Genomic DNA, 23,356 nt, shown 5'->3' on the forward strand with positions numbered 1-23,356 from the left:
TATTTTATTAGAATGTATTGCTAAGTTTACCTTTGCGTAAAAAAGAGAACGTTTTAACATAAATTGAACTTTGAATAATATATACTTTTTATAAGTTTACTTTGGGAGTATTTAGGAGGATTGATTTTTTTGATGTTAAATTCTCAAGTCTTAATCTTATTGCGATACGAATAATTGAATTTTTGGATCTGTTTTAATGTTACCATAATGTTAAGTGATGGTTTAACCGTAAAGCGATTGTTTAGGTTTAAGTGTTTGAAAATCAATTTTTTAAATGTTAATTATTCGTTAACTAAACTCTTAAGGATTTGTGAATAATAACTATAAATCTGGATAAATTTAAAAATCAATTTTAGACATTCTTTATGAAGGATCAATTACTTACTGTGGCTTTAGCTCAGATATCGCCAGTTTGGTTGGATAAAAGTGCTACACTAGAAAAAATAAAAAAATCAATTATTGAAGCGGCACAAAAAAATGCAGAGCTTATTGTTTTTGGAGAAACTTTACTGCCTGGATATCCTTTTTGGGTTTCACTAACCGATGGAGTTCAGTTCGACAATAAGATCCAGAAAGAAATTCATGCTCATTATGCTCAGAATGCAGTAGTTATAGAGCGAGGAGATTTAGACGGAATTTGCGATTTAGCAAAAGAGAATAATATAGCAATCTATTTAGGTGTTATCGAACGACCATTGGATAGAGGAGGTCATAGTTTATATGCATCTTTAGTTTATATAAATGGGGATGGAGAAATTAAATCTGTACATCGTAAGTTGCAACCAACCTATGAAGAAAGATTGACTTGGGCTCCAGGAGATGGCAACGGGCTTCGGGTACATTCGCTTAAAGCATTTACGGTGGGAGGTTTAAATTGTTGGGAGAACTGGATGCCATTACCTAGGGTAGCATTATATGGACAAGGAGAAAACCTACATATTGCTGTTTGGCCGGGAAGTGATTATAATACTAAAGACATTACTCGTTTTATAGCAAGAGAATCAAGGTCTTATGTTATTTCTGTATCTAGTTTAATGCGAAAAGAGGATTTTCCTTCTACGACACCACATTTAGATGAAATTTTGAAAAAAGCACCTGACGTTTTAGGTAATGGTGGTTCCTGTATTGCTGGACCAGATGGAGAGTGGATTTTGGAACCTATACTTCATAAAGAAGGCTTGTTAATAGAAACTTTAGACTTTAATCGTGTATTGCAAGAACGCCAGAATTTTGATCCTGTAGGACATTACTCCCGACCAGATGTAACGCAGCTTAATGTAAATAGAGAGCGTCAAAGTACTGTTTGGTTTGGTGAAGAATAGTTGTCATTTCTAAAAACGAAACAACTATCTTTGCAAAAAATGTAAGATATGAGTCGTGGTGATAATTCCAATAGAGGAAAAGGAAGTGGAAGACAAGGTGGAAAACCTAATAGAAAATCATATAGTAAAGGTAAGGCTCCCATAAAGGGCAATAATAATTCACCTAAGAAGATTTCTGATCCCGATCAAATTCGATTAAATAAGTTTGTCGCTAATTCTGGAGTTTGCTCTAGAAGAGATGCCGATTTGTATATACAAACAGGAAGTGTTTGGGTAAACGGGAAACCAGTTACCGAAATGGGATATAAGGTTAAATTAACAGATGAGGTTAAGTTTGATGGTCGATTAATCACACCAGAAAGAAAAGAATATGTGTTGCTTAATAAGCCTAAAGGTTTTGTGACTTCTACAAGTCCGGAGAAAACAAGAACAGTAATGGATTTAGTTGCTAATGCATCCAAGGCAAGATTAAAACCAGTAGGTAGATTAGAACGAAATACTACAGGTTTGTTACTTTTTACTAATGATGTAGATTTAGAAAAGAAGTTAACTCATCATAAAACGGGAGTTCGCAAAATTTTTCATGTAGAGTTGGATCGTAATCTAAAGTTCGAGGATTTTCAGAAGATAGAAAAAGGTGTGCGATTAGAAGAAGGTTTTATTTCGGTAGATGAGATATCTTATATAGAAGGAGCTGCTAAAAATGAAATTGGGATACAATTAATGTCTTCAAAAAACGGTATCGTAACTAAACTTTTCGAACATCTTAATTACGGTGTTGTAAAACTAGATAGAGTTATTTTTGCTGGATTAACTAAAAAAGATCTGCCTAGAGGTCACTGGCGAATACTTACAGAACAAGAGGTGATTAATATGAAAATGATGTAGAATTTTTTTATTTTCGCGGAGTATACATTTATGAAGATATATTCTGCACTTAAAATAGGTAACTTTCACACAAATTATTGCGAAGATTTTTTAATAAAAGAACAGCTTAGTTCAAATCGATTTATGATTGCTGTGATGGACGGTTGTACTATGGGAAAAGAATCTGTATTCGCATCAATTCTTATAGGAAAAATTCTTAGAAATGTAGCTAAAGAGAAGTTTTATACGGATTTTATAGAAAGTGATTCTTCTGAGTTAGTTTTATGTTTAAAAGAAATCCTTCAAAAACTGTTTAATCAGCTTAAAGTGTTTAAAAATAGTTTAGGTATCGAAACAGAAGAATTATTATCAACCTTAATTATTGGAATAGTTGATAAAAAGACTTCTACTGGTGAGTTTTTGACAATTGGAGATGGTTTAATTTGTTTTGATAATAATGTTATCGAATATGAACAAAATGATAAACCAGATTATTTGGGATATCATTTAAATGAAGATTTTAATTCTTGGTATTTATTACAAAAACAAAGACTATCTATAAAATCCTTTAGAGATTTGTCTATCTGTACAGATGGTATTTTTTCTTTTAAAAATTTTAAAAACAAAAAACATCAGAAAAAAGAAATGGAGATTATTCAGTTTTTATTGAAAGATAAGACAGGAATTGAATATGACTACTTTCTAGAAAAGAAAATTCAAGATTTAGAAATTAGAATGGACCAAATTCTAACAGATGATCTTGCTATTATTAGAATTATTGTATGATTAATACCTATCCAACAATTCCTTTAACTCGTCATAATATTGTTTAGAAAGATAAATACCATTATGACCTGCCCCCTTAATAAGTGTAAGTTCAATTTTATCCGGATATAATTGTTTTAATCGTTTAGAATGTTCTTCTGGTTTAATCAAAAAGTCTTTGGAACCATGAAAAACACGAATAGGGCAATTGACTTCTCCTAAAAACTTATACGACGGGATTTCGTAATTAATTAATGATTGTGGAACAGGTGCTATATTTGCTATGAATTCATTCCAGGCGTAATATGGCGCTTCTAAAATAAGAAGTTTAGGATTATTTTTTGCTGCAGTATATGATGCAAATCCAGTCCCTATGGAATACCCTAATACAATAACGTCTTTTTCGTCATAACGAGTTAGGGCATAATCGTATATTTTTTGAGCATCATGATAGAGTTCGGATTCTTCTTCATAGAAACTGTCGCTTTTACCATATCCTCTATAGTCTACGAATAAAACATCAAATTTATTTTCTGTATATAAATACGCTCGCTCTCCCCATTCATGAATAGCTCCTGCATTACCATGAAAATATAATATTAACCCTTTGCTAATAGAATCTGTTTTAAATAACAATGCATTTAGATTGATATTCTCTTCTACAGCTATGTTGATCTCTTCAAATGGCTGATCAAAGGAATACGAATAATCTTTGTCTAATACTTTTGGGTTAAAAAAGAAACGTTCTTGTTTTACATATAAAAAGATATATATAAAGAGAATCAAAATAATAATGACTCCTACAAATCGTAATAATCTACGTCCTATTTTTCTAAAATTAATTTTCAAGATATTGTTGCGTGTTTTTTAGTACAAAAAGGGTTTTTGTCAACTCTGTAAAAAGTGCAATACCTTCTTCTTTTTTATTAAAAAGCTTGATAGTATTCGCCCCAAATAATTCTAATATTTTATCATTTGATAAAGAGTTAAAATTGATAAAGAAAGTATCTCCAGAATGATGTTCAATTTCGAAGACTCCCGAATCTATTTTTTTAGAATCTTTAAATAAAGTAAATTGATTTTGCGTAATTTTAAGCTGATAATCACAATCTAATCTAGTTGAATTAGATTCGCAAAAATGTCTATCCGTTCTATATTTACATAGATCCCAGTTATTTTGTAATAATTCTGTGATAGTTGTAGTATCTTGAGAAAACGAAAAGCTACTAATAAATACTGTTATAAGTAGAAAGTGTAGTTTGTTATTTAGTTTAAAACTCAAGTATAGATAGATTTTAATGAAATTTTTGAAGTGTTTTTTAATACTTCAAAAATAAAAATACCAAATACAATACTATATTCCAGAGCAACAAACCATAAATTTTCTTTAAAATCAGGGTTGATATACGCCGTGTAGCTACATATAATAAGAAATGACCACCAAATAGGAAATCTATAGTTAGTGAATATACAAAGTGATAAAGGAACTGCTATATACCATGGATGAACGGTAGTCGATAAAAAATAGTAACTACAAATACCAATAACCATAACGGTAATTAATTCTGATGTCTTTTTGTTCTTTCTAAAAAATGTGAGAATTAATAGAATTCCAATAACGATTAATGGTAATATCTTTCCTACCGTGCCAATTATATTCCAACCAATGGTTTGATATCCAATCCAACGAATAATGTAATAGATACTCGCATTAAATTCAAAGTTCTGAAACCAAAGGCTAATGGTTTTGCTAAAGTTTGCTATGAACTCTGCAGATAAAAAAGGAGTAAATAGAAGTACAGTAGTTATAATAACAATACTATAAAAACCCACAAGTTTGAAAAAACGATATTTAAGTTTAGATGTATTAAATCCTGTTACGAATTTTTGAAAAAACAGTGGTAAAAACAGTAAAGGGATTAATTTCACAGATACAGAAAATGCCAGTGCCATTGCTGCCCAATACCAATATCCCTTTTGCAATAAATACAAAGACCAAATAATAAAGAATATCATAACTGCCTCAAAATGTAAGTTTCCGGCGAGTTCAATAATAACGAAAGGGTTTAAGATATACCAAAAGATTCTATGCTCTGGTATATGCAACATTTGCAATAACTTTCTCCCAAAGAAAAAAGTGCCAATATCTGCCAAAATGATTAATAATCTCAAAACAATTGCTGCGCCTAGAATGCTGTTTCCAGAAAAAAGACCCGCGATAACATAACAAAATTGACTTAAAGGAGGGTAATTTGTATAATGACTGCCATTAAGAGTGCCCATTCCATTATATAATTTTTGTGCTTGAGCAATTGGGGCATTACCTTCTGCAATCCATGTTTCTGGTAAGGATAGATAAGGGTTAAATCCTTCCAATAACATTCTGCCATCCCAAATAAATCTATAAAAATCTTGAGATAGATTAGGTATTGCAAAAAGAAATAATATTCTAAAAGCTAAAGCAATACCTGCTAATAGTTTAATGTTACTAGAATTAATTTTAATGATTCTATAGGAAATAAAAAATAAACCAACCCATAAGGCAGACATTTTTACGAAATCAATGCGTTCTAATTGATAAGCAAAACTCCAATAAAATATGGTACAAATTAATATTAGTAATATGGAAAACTTATTGTATTTCCATAATTCGTTCATTATAATTTAGAAGTAACTGATTTAAAGAATACAAATCCAAATCCAAGAAATAACATGATATGAAATAGAAACAATCCAAAATCCTGTAGTTTAAAAGCACTATATAAAGCAAAGGCAAAGTAGCACATAAGTAAAGCTTCAATAATGGTATTTCCAGAAATATTTTTGTTTACATACTTATTTCCTTTCCACGAATCTTTTAAGGTGTTGATATTAAATTTTGGAGTTCTAACAAATTCACTTTTCTTTCCAAAATGACCTTCTAAAACTGCCATAGAATTATGTACAGAGAATCCCATAGCTATAGAAAAGAAAGTGAAAAACATTTTTATATATTCTATGAAATTCCAAAAACCACCACTATGAATTTTCTTGAATGTATGCCAATAACAGAAGAAAAATATCACAGTACTTAGTGCAAAAAAGGCAATTACATTAAAGTACCAGCTAAACATTGGGTTACTATTTTTGATATACATCACAGGAACACTTAATACCGCAACTAATAGTACTAATAAAAACATGCTGCTATTCAATAAGTGAAAGAAACTATGAAACTTAGTTTTAAAAGGAACGGTTTTATCTTTAAGCATTTTCCAATACAATTTTTGAAAATTTTCTGCCGCACCCTTATTCCATCTAAATTGTTGGGAGCGAGCTGCACTAATAACAACAGGTAATTCCGCTGGAGTTTCTACTTCTTCAAGATATTTGAATTTCCATTTTTTTAATTGGGCTCTATAACTAAGGTCTAAGTCTTCTGTCAGTGTATCACCTTGCCAATTTCCTGCATCCTCAATACATTTTTTTCTCCATACTCCTGCGGTTCCATTGAAATTAATAAAGTGATCTTTATAATTTCGTCCTACTTGCTCCATAGTAAAGTGAAAATCCAATGCAAATGCCTGAATTTTAGTTAACATAGAGTAATTTCTATTGATATGTCCCCAACGAGTCTGTACAACACCAATATTTTCTTCTTTGAAATAAGGAATTGTCTGCAGCAGCCATTTTTTTCCTGGTAAGAAATCAGCATCAAAAATTGCTACGAACTCTCCTTTGGCTATTTTCAATCCTTCTTTTAGAGCACCTGCCTTAAATCCTTTTCGATCTTCTCGGCAAATATGCTGAATGTCAAGCCCCGTTTTTCGTAGTTTCTCTATTTGAGTAGCAGTGGTATGAACAGATTCATCCGTAGAATCATCTAATACCTGAATTTCTAACTTATCCTTTGGATACTCTAATAGCGCAATATTATCAAGTAGTCGTTCCATTACATATAGTTCATTATAAACAGGTAATTGAACTGTTACATAAGGGGTTTCTTCTTCTTTAGAAAGATCAAAAGTAGGAGATTTGTCATCCAGTTTGCGTGATTTGAGATAGTTGAAAAGTAAATTCAACTGCGCTAAACTGTACAAGAAAATTATTAATAACGCTAATGTATAAATAACAATGATAGCAATATCCATTACGCAAAGCTATATTTAAAAATCCAACTTAAAATCTTAACGCCTGCAAAGATAGCACCTTTTATGGTTCCTGAAACTTTTGAGACACCTATTCTCTTTTTGTATCGAACCGGAACTTCTATATAGGAAAAACTCCTTTTTATTGCTTTTAACTGCATTTCTACAGTCCAGCCATATGTTTTATCCTGCATATTCAGTTCTAAAAGCTTATCATATTTAATTGCTCTAAAAGGTCCAAGATCTGTAAATTTTGCACCAAAAAACAATTTCATTAAGCTTGTTGCAAGCCAATTACCGAAAATCTGAGGGATTGTCATTGATCCCGACTCTCGTAATTTTTTATCTCTAGCACCTATTACCATATCAATATCTTGATCTATTATAGGTGCGACTATTTTTGTCAATTCTTCAGGGTAATCGCTAAAATCACCATCCAGAAAAACTATTATTTCTGGAACAGCTTGTTGTGAGGCAACATAATCAAGTCCTTTTAAACAAGCATATCCGTATCCCATTCTTTCTTCTTTTAGTACAGTAGCTCCAGCCTGTCTTGCTACCTCTTCGGTATTATCCGTAGAGCTATTACTTACCACAATTATTTCAGAAACTAAATCAGGAATTTCATTAATTACGTGGCCTATAGAGTCTTGCTCATTAAAGGCAGGTATGATTACTTTGATTATGGGATTCATTTATAGCGAAGCGTTGGGGTTGTCTTTTTTGAAGCTAAAAACATCTGTCCATTCTCCGGTTTTCTGATCGTCAACGTATTTTTCTGCTTTAAAAAGCTTATCATTTTTATATAAAAGGCAATACCCGTTTTTTTGATTATTTTTATATTGGTACTTTCTAGTAACACGATTTTTCTTATTACTTGCGGCAATATCGTAAATAATCCACCATTTTTCTGCTTTATCGTTTATAAAATGTCCTTCTTTGATTAGTTTATTACTTGATGAGTAGAAATACCAATACCCTTGTTTTTTATTATTCCAAAAATGTCCCTGCTCAGAAATAGTACCGTTAGGGTAATAAGAATACCAATAATCTATTTTTTGGCCATCCATTTTCCAACCTTCGGATTTTATAGATCCATCATTGTAGTATTCTTTATGATATTCTTTTTCTACAGAAGTTTGAAAGGAAAAGCATACAAAGGAAATAACAATATAAAGTACGTATTTCATCATTTTAATCATTGGTTACGAGCTTAGACGAAAACTATTAGAGATACCTACAAATTATTTTAAAAATCTAAATCAAAGCGGTTTTAAATGTACGTATAAAACTTACTTTTTTTGAATTGTTTATATAAAAATATGTATTTTATCGATGATTTTGGTATATTTGTCGATAATTAGAAAAGATTACATTATTTTATTTCTCTTTTTTATTTTAAAAAAATATAATCAAATTTATGAAGTTGAAGCTATTAACATTTGATAGTACCTGGAAATATGATAGAGTATTAGCACCTTTTTTCTGTGTGATACTTCCAGCTACGGCACTTCATGGTTATATAGAATATTTAAATACTGGATTTAGTCTGTATTTCTACAGGGATATTGCTAATATTATCATTCTTACTTTAGGACTAGTAATCCTCAAGCTTGATTTAATAACTAAAAAGGGATTAATCGTGATATCTTTATACACTATTAGATTTGCTATTGATTACACTTTTATTGTTGGTTATTTTGATTCCAGTTTTGCGTTTGAATATAATTTTATACACGTTCAAATGATTTTTGCTACGGTTATATTTGCTGCAGGTACGTTGATTCATGCGAGGCATCTTTTTATATTAAATACGATGAATATTTTGTTTGTCATCTGTTGTGCATTAACAATTGGTAATGAACATTCGGTTATGAGATTTATCTTTTGCGGAGTTTTGGTTTCTGGAGGTGGGTTTATAGCCTATGCAGGTAAAAAGTTTGTACAATCACTTTTTAGAAAAATTAAGTCTGCAAGAGTATTGATTGAGAAACAAAATACTGAGTTAAAAAAGATGAATGCCACAAAAGACCAGTTGTTTAGAATTATTGGTCATGATTTGAGAACCCCCTTTCATCAAATGAATTTGCTAATCGAGCTTATTTCAGAAAGTAAGGATGAGAATGAAAAGTTAGAATACCTTACTCTTATAAAAGAATCAGCTACTCAAGGAAACGAACTTTTGGAAGATTTGTTAAGCTGGGATGAGAAAGATGTGGATCATAGTGATATAAACTTAGAAGAGTTTTCAATTGCAAAAATTGTAAATAAGACTTTCGAGTTTTATAAGTTTAATAGCGATGTTAAAGAAATCACGTTGATTAATGAGGTGCCAGAAAATATAAAATTGAGAATCAGTAATTCTATGATGGAAACTGTTTTTAGAAACCTAATTGGAAATGCTATTAAGTTTTCTCATCCAAAATCGAAAATTATAGTTAATTGTAGTATTAATAATAACCATATTAACATATCGGTGGTAGATAAAGGCGTAGGTATAAGTTCAGAACAATTGAAAGTTCTATTTTCTGATCAGGTTAAATCAACATCCGGAACCGCTGACGAAAAAGGAACTGGCTACGGATTAGGAATTGTAAAAAAACTTGTAGAACAACAAATGGGCTCACTTTCAATTGATAGTGAATTGAAAAAAGGAACAAAAGTAGTACTCACTTTTCCTTTAGTTGCTTAATACTTATAAAATAGTAATCTATTCTATTACTTCTTTTCTTACACATTAAAACGAATTTGCAATATTCTGTTATAAGAGTAAGATATTCTAATTAAACATTCTTCATTCTTGTTGGTATTTATAAGCTGATGTAAAAGATGAATGTTTATTAATTTTTTCTTACTTAAAATAAAATACACATCTAATTTGCGCATTTCATCGATTATTTTATTAATTTAAACGATGTATTGAATTTTTTTATTATATTGAAATAAGTTTTAACGGGGCTAAATAAATCGATGTTAATATGAATAGTACATCTAAAAAGTTACCCGGATTTTTTCAGTTTGATAAGGTTTTGTTTACCGTAATGTTTATTGCATTACCAGGAATAATACTTGATGGCTTAGTTGAGTTTAATGAAGCTGGATTAAGTGCTTATTTTAATAGAGCTGTTGTCACATTTTCTATAGTTACTCTTGGTTTAATATTGCAGAGAAGCGGTTTTATTAGAAAATCAAAACTTCTTACTTTATCCGTATATACTATCGTTTTAGGAATGATGTCCACTATATTTTTCGGTGTAGATGATCCTAATTTTATATTTGAATCATTTTTCCTAAAAGTAGAAGTAATTGTATCTCTTTTGTTTTTTGCAGTAGGTATGTTGGTTCATTTTAGGCATATAATTTTCTTGCTAACGATTAATTTTCTTTTTATAGGATTATGTATGTTTTATTATCCTAACTTTCCTTTAGAGAAGTTTGCTTTTTATTTTGTTATTGTTAGTGGTGGTGGTCTTATGGCATATTTCTGTCAGCGTTTATTGGTACAGTTATCTAGAAAAGTTAAAGAAGCAAATAGATTAATAAGTATCAAGAATGAAGAATTAAAAGAAATGAATCAATCCAAAGATGATTTGTTTAGGATTATAGGTCACGATCTTAGGACTCCATTTTATCAACTTAGATCATTAATTGACATGGTAGATGAAGTAGAGAATGATGAAGAAAGAGATGAGATACGAAATATGATAAGACAAGCTGCTGATAAAGGGAATAATTTGTTGGAAGATTTGTTAGAGTGGGGAAACATTTACAAAAAACAATCACAAGTTTTACTGGAGACAAAAGAGATTTCTGTTATCGTGGATAAAGTTTTTGCGTTTTCTGATTTAAAAACAAAAAATAAAGAGATTAGTCTAATAAATAAGTTGCCTAGAGATCTAAAAGTAACTATAAATCCAGCAATGATGGAAACTGTAATGAGAAATTTGATAGCAAATGCCATTAAGTTTTCCCACCGAGGTTCTGACATTATTGTAAAATCAGAAAAAATAGGTGGACAGGTAAGAATAGCTATAGAGGATAATGGAATCGGAATGTGCAATGATAGCCTTTATAATCTTTTTGAAAAAGAGAAAAACAATTCTACTACTGGTACAGAAAATGAAAGAGGTACAGGATTTGGTTTAAGTATAGCTAAAAAACTAGTAGAAAAACAGAATGGAGTCTTAGAAATAGAAAGCGAATACAATAAAGGAACAACGATTAATTTATATTTCCCAAATACAATGAGTGCCTAATTTACGAACTAAACTTTTGTAAATAAAAAAACAGCCTATTTTAGGCTGTTTTTTTGTGCTATTATTATTTTTGAATTTACTTATTATTCACATAATCCATAAGATCTACATCATTTCCTAACAGAATCTCGTTAGAATTGATTCTTCCATCTAAGTTATCGTTCTCTAATTTTAATACACCTCTTGGACATACCGCAGAACAAATACCACATCCTACACAACTTGATCGTACAATATTCTCTCCTTTTTGAGCATATGATCTTACGTCGATTCCCATTTCACAATAGGTGGAGCAATTACCACAAGAAATACATTGACCTCCATTAGTAGTAATTCTAAATTTAGAAAATAATCTTTGTTGAATTCCTAATATCCCTGCCATTGGGCAACCCATACGACACCAAACTCTATTTCCAAGAATTGGATAAAATCCAGTACCAATAACACCAGAGAAAATAGATCCAATACCAAAACCATAAAAAGCTCTAAGCGCACTATCTCCAGTATAGCTGTTATTGTTTAGGCCAAATGAGAAGTATTTAGCCTGAATTTGTATTTGACTCAAGTCGATAAAACTGATTAAAATAAGAAATGCAATAGTAAAGATGAAGAAGCCAGTTGCCCCAGCAACAGCACTTTTGTTAAGTTGCTTTCTCTTATAATACAAAATACCTGCAAAAAGTAACGTTAAAAATACTCCTACACTTATTAAAAATACATTTTTTGTAAACCAGTATTTAGTAGCGTCATATCCTAAAAAGGTTGAAATTGTTGCAACAGTCATAATAACTGAAAACACTAATACCGTATGGATCATCCACCTTTCTATTTTCCATGCTTTTACACTCTTATCAGATAATTGACGGAAAGAATCTCCTGCAGTTTCTGCAAGTCCTCCACAACCACAAACCCAAGAACAGTACCATCTTTTTCCATATTTGTATGTTAACCAAGGAGAAATTACAAACACCATTAATACAGCTAAGATTAAGAAGAATAAACCAATATTTTGTGCATTAATAAATTGATCTACTCTCCATTGTTCAAACGCATAGTAATTAAGCGGCCACATATTTTTTAGATCATTATAAGGTAAAGAGAACGTATCCGAATTTAAACGTGCCATTAATTCAGGAATCACAAAAGCAAATGCGGTTTGAAAAAATATAACACTCACCGTACGCAGTTGTTCATAACGATTATGTTTATATTTCATTATAAACTTTATTCCAAACCCTATGATAGCTATAGTATACAATGTTCCATACACGAACCATTGACTGGCTTGCTCATTTTTAAACGCATAACTCAAAGGGTCAAATAAAGCAATTAAGCCGGTATTAGCACCATCTACTCCTTGTCCTAAACCTAATAAATCAGCAAAAAAGTACAAGACAACATAAAACCCTGTAAGTACTATTCCGGCGATCCAAGCAAGGACTCCTCTTGATGATATGGAATTAAACCAAACTGCATCATTTTTTATACCTTCTAATTTTTTGTCATATGTACCTTTAGAGAAGATAACAATACCTATAGTTATAGCTGATAATGATAAGGTAAGCCAAGTAGCTTTATTAGGTAAATTGAGATTAAAGGTAGCTAGTAATAATATAAGTAGTCCAGTCATTCCAACTAGAACACCAATCTTTTGTTTCGTATTTAGGCTCTTAGGAGGTTGTCCTGTTAATGCCATGTTTCTTTCTACTGCCATTGTTTATGCGTTTATTGTTTGTTGCTTTTGGAAAGCATTTAAAATATCTTTTTCGAAATGTTTGAAGAATTCAGGATTAAAATTGGCTTCTAATAAATTGGAGATGACATAGTCTACATCTCTTTTTTCGGTTAACCATTTGTCAAATACCTCGTGACGCATTCGAATCCCAAAAGTGTTTATCCCTAGAAACTCTCTAGTTTCTTTATGATAAGAAACGGTAACACATTTTGTATCATCTTGATGTATCCAATGGAATTGTTCTTCATATTCTTGAGGTCTACCAAATACCCATCCATATGTTTGATATTCGATGTCCAAGAATTTGGCACTGTTAAACCAGTGACCAGGCTTATACTCTAGTTTATTTCCACAGATCGTTTGTGCAACAGTTTCGCCCATCATTCTTCCGGTATACCATACTGCTTCTATTGGTCTTCTGTTTCCAATAGCTTCATGTTGTTCTGCACAATCACCAATAGCATATATGTTAGAAATATTTGTTTCTAAGAAACGATTTACTTTAACACCTCTTCCTAATTCAATTCCAGAATCTTTTAAGAAATCTACATTGGGAGATACACCAGCGGTAAGCCCAACAACATTGCAAGCTATTTCTTCTCCTGTTTCTTGAATGATTATTGACTTCACTTTTCCATCTTTATCAGAAATGATTTCTTTTAGGTTGGAACCTAAACGCAGGTCAATGTGATGATTCTTTATATGTCGGTTAATCATTCCACTTTCTCCAGCAGGAAGAACGCCATTCCAGAAACTATCTTCTCTTACTAAAAAAGTAACAGGGATTCCTCTGGAGTTAAGCATTTCTGCTAATTCTATTCCGATTAAACCACCACCAACAATAACAGCTCTTTTACAAACTTTATTATTAGGAGCATGTTTTTCTAAATTTTCAAGGTCCTGTTTATGGTACATTCCCATAACACCATCTAGATCTTGACCTGGCCATCCAAATTTATTTGGTTTAGAACCTGTAGCAATTATTAGTTTATCATACTGCAGACTTTCTCCATCTTCAAAAATCAATTGACTTTTTTGGTGATCTACTTTTGATACAAATCCTTTCTTTAATTCAATACGATTTTTTTCCCAAAACCAATTTTCATAAGGTTGTGTATGTTCGAATTTCATGTGTCCCATGTATATATACATCAACGCAGTACGAGAAAAGAAATAATCTGTTTCGGCAGATACGAGAGTAATCTTTTTATCAGACATTTTCCGGATATGCCTTGCAGCAGTAACACCAGAAATTCCGTTGCCGATAATTACAATATGTTCCATAGAGGTATGTGTTAGTTGATTTTCAATTTTAGTTCTTAAAATGAAGCTTCTGTGCGTAAGTCGTTTATAAATATAAGAACTTAACCAGTATTAATAATTTAGAATTAATCTAAAAAGCTAGGTTTTTGTAAGTTTTAGTAAAGAATTCGAACAAGGGTTTTCTTTATAAATGAATAAAAAAATCTTTCAAACAAATTGAAAATAATTTGTAAGTAGCATATAGACGCTCCGACTCAATGCCCGTTACCAAGGTAAACTTAACTTGTATTCAACCAACTTCATAATAAGAAGTTTTTAAAACTTAAAACAATGAAAAAAATAATTTTTATACTGACTTTGCTAATGGTTACTGTTAGCTTTTCGCAAAGTACAACAGAATTTTTCACTAAATCTGATGCGTTTTTCAAAAAACACGTAGCAAATGGAAAAGTGAATTATAAGGCAATAAAAAATGATCCAAAGGAATTGGATGAATTATTGAATATAGCTGCTAATTTAAGTGTTTCTAAGAGTGATGCTAAAACTTTTCAAGCATTTTATATTAATGGATATAATCTATCAGTAATAAAAGGAGTGATAAACAATTACCCTACAAAATCACCGCTTGATATTAAAGGTTTTTTTGATAAGAAAACATATACTTTAGCAGGTAAATCGACAACATTAAATGATTTGGAAAACAAGATTCTTAGAAAGAATTTTCCATCAGAAGCTCGTTTTCATTTCGCTTTGGTTTGTGCAGGTTTAGGTTGTCCTCCAATAATTTCTGAGGCTTACACTCCTTCGCTTCTAGAAAAACAATTACAGCGTCAAACTACGATAGCATTAAACAATCCTAATTTTATTAAAGTAAAAGGAAAGAAAGTACAACTTTCTCAAATTTTCGAATGGTATAAAGGGGACTTTACTCAAAATGGTTCAGAAATAGATTATGTAAACCAGTTTAGAAAAGAAAAAATTCCTGCGAATGCAAGAATATCATACTACCCATATAATTGGAGTTTAAACGTAGCAAAATAATAATAAACCTATAAATAAGGATAACAAGTAATCCAATAAATACTTAATCTAATAATAAACATATTTAAATCATGAGATTAACTAAGAATATAATAACCGCATTTTTTTTATTACTAACCGTAAGCTTTGGATTTGCGCAAGATGATGATGCAGAGGATAATGGTTCTGTAATACAAAACCTTACTCCTTCAAAATTGATTGGAAAAGGACAAGTAGATGTTAAATGGTTTAATAATCTTTATACACAAACTCGTATTGCAAATGCTGACGGAGATGTATCTTCTGCAGATAGAGAGAATTTCTTTACTTCGACATTAGATGTTTTCTATGGAATTTCAGAAAATAGAAGAATAACCGTAGGTGCGATTATTGAATTTAGATCTAATACAATAGGAGACCGTGGTGCTTTTGATGTCTTCAGTTTTGATGGAGAAAGTGGATCAGCAAGAAGTGGTATTACCAGTATTGCTCCAAGTGTAAAATTTGTCCCTTTTAAAAGTCTGAGTAATTTTTCTGTACAAAGTAGCTTGGTGATTCCGACAATAAAAAGTGAGTTTGATGATGGTGTTTTCTTTGATCAAGATGGGTTTGTTTTTCAAAACAGATTCTTTTATGACCTTGCTTTAGGTAATAGTAATAAGTGGCAGCTTTTCTTTGATCTAAATACTGAATATAATTTTGGTAAGGAGCTTGAGTTTAATAGCGATGGCAGATCAGAAGGTAGTTTTGCCAATGACAGCTTTCGTCTTACTCCTGGAGTGTTTTTAAGTTATTTTCCGAGCTCTAAGTTTACAGCACAAGTATTTGTACAACATTTTCAACTTATTGATTTAAATAATGATTTTGAGCAAGATCTAACTGCAGTAGGAGCAGGAGCAAAATATCAGCTTACAAAATCGCTTAATATTGAAGCATTATGGAGTTATTTTGCAAGAGGAAATGATTCTGGTCTTGGAGAATCATACAATATAGGTTTAAGATACGTATTATAGAAAACAAACATTCTCTGGTTTGAGGTTAACTTTGTATAACATTATAACAAACCAGAGGAAATAATTTTCAAGGTTTAGAACAAACATTTAGCTTAGGTTTAAGAGCAATATTTTAAGCACTATAAAATATAAATTGTATTTTCAGCGGTATAAAAAATAATCATGAAACGTTTTTTTATACTGCTGATTAGCATTTGTTTTTTGAACTGTTCTGGACAGCAATCTAAAATCAATGGGATTAGTTTTGTCGCATCGCCAAAAGAGATTAATGAGACAAATATAGATCCTGTTGTAAAAGTAAATGCAAATTGGGCTGCTGTGATGCCATTTGGATTTGTGAAAAATTTGAAAGAACCATCAGTTGTTTTTAATACAGAAAGGCAATGGTGGGGGGAGAGAGCAGATGGAGCAGAGCGTACCATTGAATTACTAACCCAAAAAGGGATTAAAGTCATGCTGAAGCCACAGATTTGGGTTTGGCGAGGTGAGTTTACGGGTAATATTTCTATGGATTCTGAAGAGGATTGGAAAACCTTAGAAAGCTCTTATGAAGGGTTTATTATGCTGTATGCTAAATTGGCGCAAAAATTAAATGTTCCAATATTATGTATTGGTACAGAATTGCACACTTTTGTACAGAAAAGACCCGAATATTGGAAGCAGTTAATACAGAAAGTTAGATCTGTTTATGAAGGTAAGTTAACCTATGCAGAGAATTGGGATCAGTTTGCAAATGCTCCTTTTTGGAATCAATTGGATTATATAGGTGTAGATGCTTACTTTCCGGTTTCTGAGAGTAAAACGCCTAGTGTAGAGGAGATGAGGGAAGGTTGGCAAAAGCATAAAAATAAGATAATAGCATTACAAAAAACAATAGAAAAACCTGTTTTGTTTACAGAGTTTGGATATAGAAGTATACATTATACAGGGAAAGAACCTTGGGCTTCTGATAGAGTGAAAGGAAATGTAGATTTAAAAGCTCAGAATAATGCGTTAACAGCATTATATGAGGAGTTCTGGAAAGAACAATGGTTTGCCGGAGGATTTCTTTGGAAATGGTACCACGACCATGATAAGGTGGGTGGAGAAGATAATAATAGATTTACAATACAAAATAAACCATCAGAAAAGTTAATACAAACATTGTATAAAGATGATTAAAACCAATTATATCGTATATGTCTTATGTTGCATTCTATTGGCTTGTAATAAAGATCAAGATACGATTCTATTGGATGAATCTCTTGCATCTTTGGTTGTTCTAAATGATATAGAAATCGATAATGTAATTGCTTGTGCTTCTGGATCTGAATCAGATGAAGACGTCATTATTGCATACCTATACCCAAGACCAGGAGTAACAGATATTAGATATTTTGAAACAGCAAATATAGAAGCTGATAAAAATGATTATCAAAACTACCAACGGGTAATGATAGCACCAACAGATATTTTTAATGGATATCTAAAAAAATTCACAAGAACTACAATTGAAGAAAAGTGGGTAATTATTACGTTTTTTGAAAATGAAAAATTGCATTTATCAAATCCAATTAGATTAAAACATCTAACAAAACCTACAGAGTTTACAGATGAAGTGATTGTGAATACAAATAGCGAAAATATGCCAATATTTAATTGGGAAGATGGATTGTTTAATGATAATAAGATATATTTTCAAGTAGTTTCTGATACTGATGATGAATTGCTTTCTGGAACCTATACTTTTCAAAAACAATTCCAATATTATAAAACGGATAATGTAGTTTTAAATATCACCCAAGAAATTCCACCACAATTAGACACAGCTAATTCATATAATTTTACTCTTATGGGAGTCAGTGAAGATAATTGGGTGAATTTGTTTATTCAAAAAAGATTTCAGCCCTAACTTTATTTAATCTTTTATGTAAGATCATAACATGTTTTTCGTCTACGAGTTTAAAATATGTTATGAAGAAAATCTTAATAGCACTGATTTTCTTTGTGTATCAAGGAAGTTTTTCTCAAGATGCTCTAGTGTCAGAACTACAAATTTCAGGACTAAAAAGGACAAAAGAATCCTTTATTAGGAAATTAGTTAAGGTAAAACCAGGTTCAGTATACGATTCTCTGAGGGTAGCTACGGATATAGAAAGACTTAAAAGACTTCCTGGTATTGCAAATGCAGAAGCAATAGTGCAAAAAAATCAAGGCTCAGAGTATCAAATTATCTATACTATTGAAGAAAATTTTACTATTATTCCGGGGCTTAGTATAGCAACCGATAACAACGGTGAATTTGCATATAGGGTATCCCTTTTTGAGTTTAACTTATTCGGAAGAAATCAAATATTAGGAGGATTTTATCAGCGAGATGTGTTTGATTCTTATGGTGGATATTGGGAAGCTCCTTACCTTTTTACAAATAAGTTTGGTTTTGGTATTAATTATAAGAATCTAGTTTCTCAGGAGCCTATTTTTCTTGACAATAATAATACGATTAATTATAAATTCGATACAAGAGCTTTCGAAGTTAATTTGTTATACGAATTTAACTTTCACCATAAAGCGCAGGTTGGAGTTAACATCTCTAATGAAGAATATAATTTTATAGAAGGAGATTTACCTTCAGAAATTCCTACGCGCCTTTCTGCTAGTAAAATAGCTTACCGAGGAGAGTATGAGTATAACGATATTGATATTGATTATCAGTATGTATCTGGTTTAAGAAGTCTTTTGGATTTTCGATTTGTTACTGGCGGCGATGGTCTTTTAGATGATTTTTTTATCGGTAGAAACGATTTCGAATATTTCAAAAGAGTGGGTAAGTTAGGAAATTGGGCTAATCGCCTTAGGTTAGCATATGCTTCTAACGATGATACTCCATTTGCACCTTTTGCTGTAGATAATCAATTAAATATAAGAGGTGCGGGAAATACTATTGATAGAGGGACTGCGGCAATAGTTTTAAATACCGAGTATAGACACACGTTATATGAAAAAGGTTGGTTTGTAGTTCAGAGCAATGTTTTTATTGATACAGGTACCTGGAGAAATCCAGGAGGAGAACTCGTGGAGTTAATAGATGGTAGTACACTAAGATTTTACCCAGGAGCGGGCATAAGATTGATACATAAAAGAATTTTTAATGCGGTTTTTAGGTTAGATTATGGATACGGAATTGGAAATGATGCAACCAATGGTATTACCTTTGGGATTGGACAATATTTTTGATTTGCAGTGCAATAAGGTGTACCTTTGTTATAAAATTGCTTCAAATATTTAGAACTAAATGCGAAAAAGACTCACTCTTGTCTTCCTAACTTTTTGTTTTTGTTTTTTAGGAAATGCTCAGAAAAGAAATATTTCTGAAATAGTAATTCAAGGAAATAAAAAGACAAGAACAGCGGCAATTATAAAATTGAATTCTGTTAGAGAAGGGGAAGTATTAGATTCTATTAAGATAGAAGAAGATATTAAACGGTTGAAACGATTACCTAGCATTGCGCATGCATATTATCAAGTTCACGAAAAAGAGAATGGTTATCAAGTAGTTTATGGAGTAGAAGAAAACTTTACTATAATTCCGAGTGCTAATGTATACACTACTAATAATGATGAATTTGCATTTAGAGTAGGCTTATATGAGTTTAATTTATTAGGGCAGAATGTCACTTTAGGCGGGTTTTATCAAGATGATATTTATAGCTCTTTTGGATTAAATATAAGAGCTCCATATTTATTTACTAATAAGTTTGGTTTGGCATTTAATTACCAGAATCTTACTACACAGGAACCTGTTTTTCTAGATAATGGTACTGCGGATTATAAATACAATAATACGTCATATGAAGTTTTAGGATTGTATCAATTTAATTTTCGAAATAGAATAGAATTAGGTGTAAATTATTTTAATGAAGATTATACATATAGAAATGGAGCTACAGGACCTAATGTGCCACTTGATTTTGATGTAAATAAAGTACTTTTTAAATTAATTTATGAGTATAACAATTTAGATTATTATTTTCAATATGTCTCAGGATTTAGAAGTGTGGCAAACTTTCAATACGTAATTAGTACGGAAAATGTGTTACCAGATTTTTTAATTGGGTGGAATGATTTTATGTATTATCATCGAATTGGTAAAAAAGGAAATTGGGCATCTAGATTGAGAGTAGGTTTAGCAACCAATGATGATTCTCCTTTTGCACCTTTTGCTGTTGATAATAATCTAAATATTAGAGGGGTTGGAAATACAATTGATAGAGGAACTGGTGTTATTGTTTTGAACACAGAATATAGGCATACTTTATATGATAAAGATTGGTTTGTATTACAAAGTAATGTTTTTGTTGATGGAGGTAGTTGGCGAAATCCTGGCGGAGATTTTGGGGACTTCGGAGAAACTCAAAATTTCAGAGTATATCCAGGAGTAGGATTGCGATTTATACATAAACGTATTTTTAATGCAATCTTTAGAATAGATTATGGATATGGAGTTACCGAAGATGCTACTAATGGATTTGTATTCGGAATAGGGCAATATTTTTAATAATCAAAAATTAGTTTTTTTGTTAAAAACAAGTTAATTAATTACCGAACGTTTGGTAAAAAACTAATTATCTATATATTTGCTGTGTTATGAGACCAGTAAAAGTAGAAGATAAACAGTTGATGGAGGGCCTTAATCAGGTTTTTAGATCTAAAGGGTATGAAGGAGCTAGTCTAAACGAATTGGCAGAAGGTGCCGGTTTAAAAAAAGCAAGTTTGTATCATAGATTTCCCGATGGAAAAAAGGGAATTGGTCTTGCAGTCTTATCGTATTCTTCGGATTGGTTGCATAAGAATCTGTATGAATTACTGATGGATAAAAAAGTTTTGAAAGAGGAAAGGTTGGAAACGACTTTAACCAGAATAAAGGAATTATACGGTGATGGAAAAGAAACTTGTGTGCTTAGATCCTTATCAATGGAATCTGGAATGGAAATATTTGGAGATCAAATAAAAGAAGAGATGGATAGATGGATAAGAAATTTCACAGAATTTGGATTAGAGTTCGGACTTAGTAGAGATCAATCAACGAGAATTGCAAAACAGGGTTTAATAAGTATACAAGGAAGTCTTGTAGTAGCTAATGCAATGTCTGATAACAGCTTGTTTTTGGATACTTTAGAAGATATAAAACTTAAGTATAAAGCATAATATTTTTTTATAATAATAATTTACCGAACGTTCGGTAACAAAATTTTAATAATGGAAAAAAAATTCCCTTTGCCACCTTTTACAGAAGAAACGGCAAAACAAAAAGTTCAGATGGCAGAAGATGCCTGGAACAGTAAAGATCCAATAGCTATATCAACGGCTTATAGTTTAGAAACCGAATGGCGTAATCGAAATCAATTCATCAATGGACGAGAAGAAGTACAGGAATTTCTCAGAGATAAATGGAAAAAAGAACTCAATTATAAACTTAGAAAAGAATTATGGGCATATCAAGATAATAGGATTGCAGTGCGATTTGAGTATGAATATCAAAATAAAAACAATCAATGGTACAGAGCATACGGTAATGAAAATTGGGAGTTTGATGAGAATGGTTTTATGGAAAAAAGATATGCCAGTATTAACGATTTAGAAATATCAGAGACAGAAAGAAAATTATAATCTAATTTAAATACATACATAAAGATGAAAAATCAAAAGACAAAGCGTTTTATGGTATTGCTTGTGATTACTCTTACCACAAGTGTCTTAGCGCATGGTTTACCCCTTAAGAATAATTACGAAACTACTATAGAGAATACGGTTAAATATAAAAAAATCAATATACAAGGAATAGATGTTGCCTATAGAGAGGCTGGTAATCCTAAAAATCCGGCGATTGTATTATTACATGGATTTCCTTCTTCGTCTCATCAATACCGTAAAGTATTGAATGCATTATCAGATGAGTTTTACTTAATTGCACCGGATTATCCTGGTTTTGGGAATAGTGATTTTCCTAGTGCTACCTCTTACGAGTATACTTTTGATAATTTAGCTAATACTATTGAGGTTTTCTTGGAAAAGTTAAAAATTAGGTCTTATGCATTAATGATTCAAGATTATGGTGCTCCAATAGGTTTAAGAATTGCGACTAAGTATCCAGAAAGAATAACCGCTATTATAAATCAAAATGGAAATGCCTATAAAGAAGGTTTAGGACCTGCCTGGAAGGATGTTAAAGCATTTTGGGCAAATAGATCTCCAGAAACTGAGAAGGCTTTGTTACCTGTGTTTTCTATAGAAGGATTAAAATGGCAATATACTCACGGTACCAGAAATCCAGAAAATGTGAATCCAGATACTTGGCATTTGGATTACTTACGAATGTCAAGACCGAATGCTCATAAAGTCAACTTAGATCTGTTTTATGATTATCAAAACAACATAAAGTTATATCCGAAATGGCAAAAGTATTTTAGAGACAACCAACCTCCACTATTAATTGTTTGGGGTAAAAACGATGCCTTCTTTCCAGAAAGTGGGGCACAAGCTTTTAAAAAGGATGTAAAAAGTATTGATTACAATATTTATGATACTGGACATTTTGCTTTAGAGGAAGAAAGTAAATCGATTATCAAGAAAATTAGATTTTTCCTGAAAAAAAATGGAGTTAAATAATAGCTACAAAATAGAACAAGGATCTAGTTGATAAACTAGATCCTTGTTTCATTATTATTCAAATATACCTGAAATACACATATGCGTTTCTCTTGTTCCTAAACAACAACCATTTGATAAAGGATATCCACCACAAGATTGACATTTTTGAGCGTCAACAGGATTAGGGCAAGCTCCAAGATTACCTCCATTTACAGACTTTTGTTGATCTTTGCTAAGAGTTTGAGCGTTTTTTAAATTTAAAATGTTCTTTAACATAATTAAGGTTTTAAGAATAATATTTCCCCAAACATTTAGAGACACTTGAGGTTTATGTCTATGCAATTCTTAACGCTAATAT

23 protein-coding genes are annotated in these 23,356 nt (G+C 31.3%); 14 read left to right on the top strand and 9 right to left on the bottom strand.

All coding sequences use genetic code 11. From position 1 onward, the window contains the following. The first annotated feature begins 365 nt into the window (after positions 1-365). Genes NMK29_RS23240 through NMK29_RS23250 form a run of 3 tightly spaced genes read left to right on the top strand, consistent with a single transcriptional unit; the run spans position 366 to position 2,975 of the window. Positions 366-1,322: a carbon-nitrogen hydrolase family protein gene (locus NMK29_RS23240; RefSeq protein ID WP_108804981.1), complete on the top strand. Its 957-nt coding sequence runs from the start codon at positions 366-368 to the stop codon at positions 1,320-1,322. A 48-nt stretch (positions 1,323-1,370) separates the two neighbouring features. Beyond that, the gene (locus NMK29_RS23245) at positions 1,371-2,210 is read left to right on the top strand and encodes a pseudouridine synthase (protein ID WP_108804982.1); all 840 of its coding nucleotides are present in this window, start codon (positions 1,371-1,373) and stop codon (positions 2,208-2,210) included. A gap of 30 nt (positions 2,211-2,240) precedes the next feature. Further along, entirely contained in the window at positions 2,241-2,975 is a 735-nt protein-coding gene (locus tag NMK29_RS23250) for a protein phosphatase 2C domain-containing protein (protein WP_108804983.1), read from the top strand. Here NMK29_RS23250 and NMK29_RS23255 read toward each other — a convergent pair whose 3' ends face one another. From NMK29_RS23255 to NMK29_RS23280, 6 genes are read right to left on the bottom strand one after another with little or no spacing between them, the layout of a single operon-like run. Next, on the bottom strand, positions 2,976-3,803 hold the full coding sequence (locus tag NMK29_RS23255) for an alpha/beta hydrolase (RefSeq protein WP_108804984.1): 828 nt from the start codon (positions 3,801-3,803) through the stop codon (positions 2,976-2,978). Continuing rightward, positions 3,793-4,236, bottom strand: a complete 444-nt coding sequence (locus NMK29_RS23260; protein ID WP_108804985.1) for a hypothetical protein — start codon at positions 4,234-4,236, stop codon at positions 3,793-3,795. Before NMK29_RS23260 ends, NMK29_RS23255 begins: the two co-directional genes overlap by 11 nt. Beyond that, positions 4,233-5,612 (bottom strand): mannosyltransferase, encoded by a 1,380-nt coding sequence (locus NMK29_RS23265; RefSeq protein ID WP_108804986.1) that lies wholly within the window; start codon positions 5,610-5,612, stop codon positions 4,233-4,235. Before NMK29_RS23265 ends, NMK29_RS23260 begins: the two co-directional genes overlap by 4 nt. Continuing rightward, entirely contained in the window at positions 5,612-7,084 is a 1,473-nt protein-coding gene (locus NMK29_RS23270; RefSeq protein ID WP_108804987.1) for a cellulose synthase family protein, read from the bottom strand. Before NMK29_RS23270 ends, NMK29_RS23265 begins: the two co-directional genes overlap by 1 nt. Beyond that, positions 7,084-7,776, bottom strand: coding sequence for a glycosyltransferase family 2 protein (locus NMK29_RS23275; protein WP_108804988.1), 693 nt, complete (start codon positions 7,774-7,776; stop codon positions 7,084-7,086). Before NMK29_RS23275 ends, NMK29_RS23270 begins: the two co-directional genes overlap by 1 nt. Further along, positions 7,777-8,271, bottom strand: coding sequence for a toxin-antitoxin system YwqK family antitoxin (locus NMK29_RS23280; protein WP_159092323.1), 495 nt, complete (start codon positions 8,269-8,271; stop codon positions 7,777-7,779). A gap of 230 nt (positions 8,272-8,501) precedes the next feature. On the opposite strand from NMK29_RS23280, the gene NMK29_RS23285 reads away from it, so the two are divergent. Continuing rightward, positions 8,502-9,773 (top strand): sensor histidine kinase KdpD, encoded by a 1,272-nt coding sequence (locus tag NMK29_RS23285; RefSeq protein WP_108804990.1) that lies wholly within the window; start codon positions 8,502-8,504, stop codon positions 9,771-9,773. Between the two features lie 286 nt (positions 9,774-10,059). Next, positions 10,060-11,337 carry a sensor histidine kinase KdpD gene (locus NMK29_RS23290; RefSeq protein WP_108804991.1) on the top strand — a complete coding sequence of 426 codons (1,278 nt, stop codon included), beginning with the start codon at positions 10,060-10,062 and terminating at the stop codon, positions 11,335-11,337. 76 nt (positions 11,338-11,413) lie between these two features. Here the strand turns inward: NMK29_RS23290 and NMK29_RS23295 are convergent, their stop codons facing one another. Beyond that, positions 11,414-13,051: a 4Fe-4S dicluster domain-containing protein gene (locus NMK29_RS23295; RefSeq protein WP_108804992.1), complete on the bottom strand. Its 1,638-nt coding sequence runs from the start codon at positions 13,049-13,051 to the stop codon at positions 11,414-11,416. Positions 13,052-13,054: 3 nt separating this feature from the next. Further along, positions 13,055-14,356 (bottom strand): NAD(P)/FAD-dependent oxidoreductase, encoded by a 1,302-nt coding sequence (locus tag NMK29_RS23300; RefSeq protein ID WP_108804993.1) that lies wholly within the window; start codon positions 14,354-14,356, stop codon positions 13,055-13,057. A 309-nt stretch (positions 14,357-14,665) separates the two neighbouring features. Here NMK29_RS23300 and NMK29_RS23305 point away from each other — a divergent pair, with 309 nt between their 5' ends. From NMK29_RS23305 to NMK29_RS23345, 9 genes are all read left to right on the top strand, one after another. Further along, complete coding sequence (locus NMK29_RS23305; RefSeq protein ID WP_108804994.1) at positions 14,666-15,376, top strand: DUF547 domain-containing protein; 711 nt, start codon at positions 14,666-14,668, stop codon at positions 15,374-15,376. 71 nt (positions 15,377-15,447) lie between these two features. After that, complete coding sequence (locus NMK29_RS23310; RefSeq protein WP_108804995.1) at positions 15,448-16,368, top strand: hypothetical protein; 921 nt, start codon at positions 15,448-15,450, stop codon at positions 16,366-16,368. A gap of 162 nt (positions 16,369-16,530) precedes the next feature. After that, on the top strand, positions 16,531-17,529 hold the full coding sequence (locus tag NMK29_RS23315) for a glycoside hydrolase (RefSeq protein WP_108804996.1): 999 nt from the start codon (positions 16,531-16,533) through the stop codon (positions 17,527-17,529). Further along, a complete protein-coding gene (locus NMK29_RS23320) occupies positions 17,522-18,259 on the top strand; it encodes a hypothetical protein (protein WP_234424321.1) in 738 nt (245 codons plus the stop codon). The genes NMK29_RS23315 and NMK29_RS23320 overlap by 8 nt, the downstream gene beginning before the upstream one ends. Positions 18,260-18,321: 62 nt before the next feature. Beyond that, on the top strand, positions 18,322-19,584 hold the full coding sequence (locus NMK29_RS23325; RefSeq protein WP_108804997.1) for a POTRA domain-containing protein: 1,263 nt from the start codon (positions 18,322-18,324) through the stop codon (positions 19,582-19,584). Between the two features lie 58 nt (positions 19,585-19,642). Next, complete coding sequence (locus NMK29_RS23330; RefSeq protein ID WP_108804998.1) at positions 19,643-20,905, top strand: POTRA domain-containing protein; 1,263 nt, start codon at positions 19,643-19,645, stop codon at positions 20,903-20,905. An 89-nt stretch (positions 20,906-20,994) separates the two neighbouring features. Continuing rightward, positions 20,995-21,555 (top strand): TetR/AcrR family transcriptional regulator, encoded by a 561-nt coding sequence (locus NMK29_RS23335; RefSeq protein ID WP_108804999.1) that lies wholly within the window; start codon positions 20,995-20,997, stop codon positions 21,553-21,555. A 51-nt stretch (positions 21,556-21,606) separates the two neighbouring features. Then, complete coding sequence (locus tag NMK29_RS23340; RefSeq protein WP_199915066.1) at positions 21,607-22,017, top strand: nuclear transport factor 2 family protein; 411 nt, start codon at positions 21,607-21,609, stop codon at positions 22,015-22,017. A gap of 24 nt (positions 22,018-22,041) precedes the next feature. Then, a complete protein-coding gene (locus NMK29_RS23345; RefSeq protein ID WP_108805001.1) occupies positions 22,042-23,016 on the top strand; it encodes an alpha/beta fold hydrolase in 975 nt (324 codons plus the stop codon). A gap of 54 nt (positions 23,017-23,070) precedes the next feature. On the opposite strand, the gene NMK29_RS23350 is transcribed toward NMK29_RS23345, so the two are convergent. Beyond that, the gene (locus NMK29_RS23350; RefSeq protein WP_159092324.1) at positions 23,071-23,274 is read right to left on the bottom strand and encodes a hypothetical protein; all 204 of its coding nucleotides are present in this window, start codon (positions 23,272-23,274) and stop codon (positions 23,071-23,073) included. Positions 23,275-23,356: the final 82 nt, after the last annotated feature.

The sequence above is a fragment of the Aquimarina sp. Aq107 genome, from assembly GCF_943733665.1.
In the GTDB taxonomy this organism is placed as follows: domain Bacteria; phylum Bacteroidota; class Bacteroidia; order Flavobacteriales; family Flavobacteriaceae; genus Aquimarina.

Coding starts and splice junctions, on each gene's coding strand:
- NMK29_RS23240 (WP_108804981.1), top strand. CDS start 366: ATGAAGGATCAATTACTTACTGTGGCTTTAGCTCAGATATCGCCAGTT.
- NMK29_RS23245 (WP_108804982.1), top strand. CDS start 1,371: ATGAGTCGTGGTGATAATTCCAATAGAGGAAAAGGAAGTGGAAGACAA.
- NMK29_RS23250 (WP_108804983.1), top strand. CDS start 2,241: ATGAAGATATATTCTGCACTTAAAATAGGTAACTTTCACACAAATTAT.
- NMK29_RS23265 (WP_108804986.1), bottom strand. CDS start 5,612: ATGAACGAATTATGGAAATACAATAAGTTTTCCATATTACTAATATTA.
- NMK29_RS23270 (WP_108804987.1), bottom strand. CDS start 7,084: ATGGATATTGCTATCATTGTTATTTATACATTAGCGTTATTAATAATT.
- NMK29_RS23275 (WP_108804988.1), bottom strand. CDS start 7,776: ATGAATCCCATAATCAAAGTAATCATACCTGCCTTTAATGAGCAAGAC.
- NMK29_RS23280 (WP_159092323.1), bottom strand. CDS start 8,271: ATGAAATACGTACTTTATATTGTTATTTCCTTTGTATGCTTTTCCTTT.
- NMK29_RS23285 (WP_108804990.1), top strand. CDS start 8,502: ATGAAGTTGAAGCTATTAACATTTGATAGTACCTGGAAATATGATAGA.
- NMK29_RS23290 (WP_108804991.1), top strand. CDS start 10,060: ATGAATAGTACATCTAAAAAGTTACCCGGATTTTTTCAGTTTGATAAG.
- NMK29_RS23295 (WP_108804992.1), bottom strand. CDS start 13,051: ATGGCAGTAGAAAGAAACATGGCATTAACAGGACAACCTCCTAAGAGC.
- NMK29_RS23300 (WP_108804993.1), bottom strand. CDS start 14,356: ATGGAACATATTGTAATTATCGGCAACGGAATTTCTGGTGTTACTGCT.
- NMK29_RS23305 (WP_108804994.1), top strand. CDS start 14,666: ATGAAAAAAATAATTTTTATACTGACTTTGCTAATGGTTACTGTTAGC.
- NMK29_RS23310 (WP_108804995.1), top strand. CDS start 15,448: ATGAGATTAACTAAGAATATAATAACCGCATTTTTTTTATTACTAACC.
- NMK29_RS23315 (WP_108804996.1), top strand. CDS start 16,531: ATGAAACGTTTTTTTATACTGCTGATTAGCATTTGTTTTTTGAACTGT.
- NMK29_RS23320 (WP_234424321.1), top strand. CDS start 17,522: ATGATTAAAACCAATTATATCGTATATGTCTTATGTTGCATTCTATTG.
- NMK29_RS23325 (WP_108804997.1), top strand. CDS start 18,322: ATGAAGAAAATCTTAATAGCACTGATTTTCTTTGTGTATCAAGGAAGT.
- NMK29_RS23330 (WP_108804998.1), top strand. CDS start 19,643: ATGCGAAAAAGACTCACTCTTGTCTTCCTAACTTTTTGTTTTTGTTTT.
- NMK29_RS23335 (WP_108804999.1), top strand. CDS start 20,995: ATGAGACCAGTAAAAGTAGAAGATAAACAGTTGATGGAGGGCCTTAAT.
- NMK29_RS23340 (WP_199915066.1), top strand. CDS start 21,607: ATGGAAAAAAAATTCCCTTTGCCACCTTTTACAGAAGAAACGGCAAAA.
- NMK29_RS23345 (WP_108805001.1), top strand. CDS start 22,042: ATGAAAAATCAAAAGACAAAGCGTTTTATGGTATTGCTTGTGATTACT.
- NMK29_RS23350 (WP_159092324.1), bottom strand. CDS start 23,274: ATGTTAAAGAACATTTTAAATTTAAAAAACGCTCAAACTCTTAGCAAA.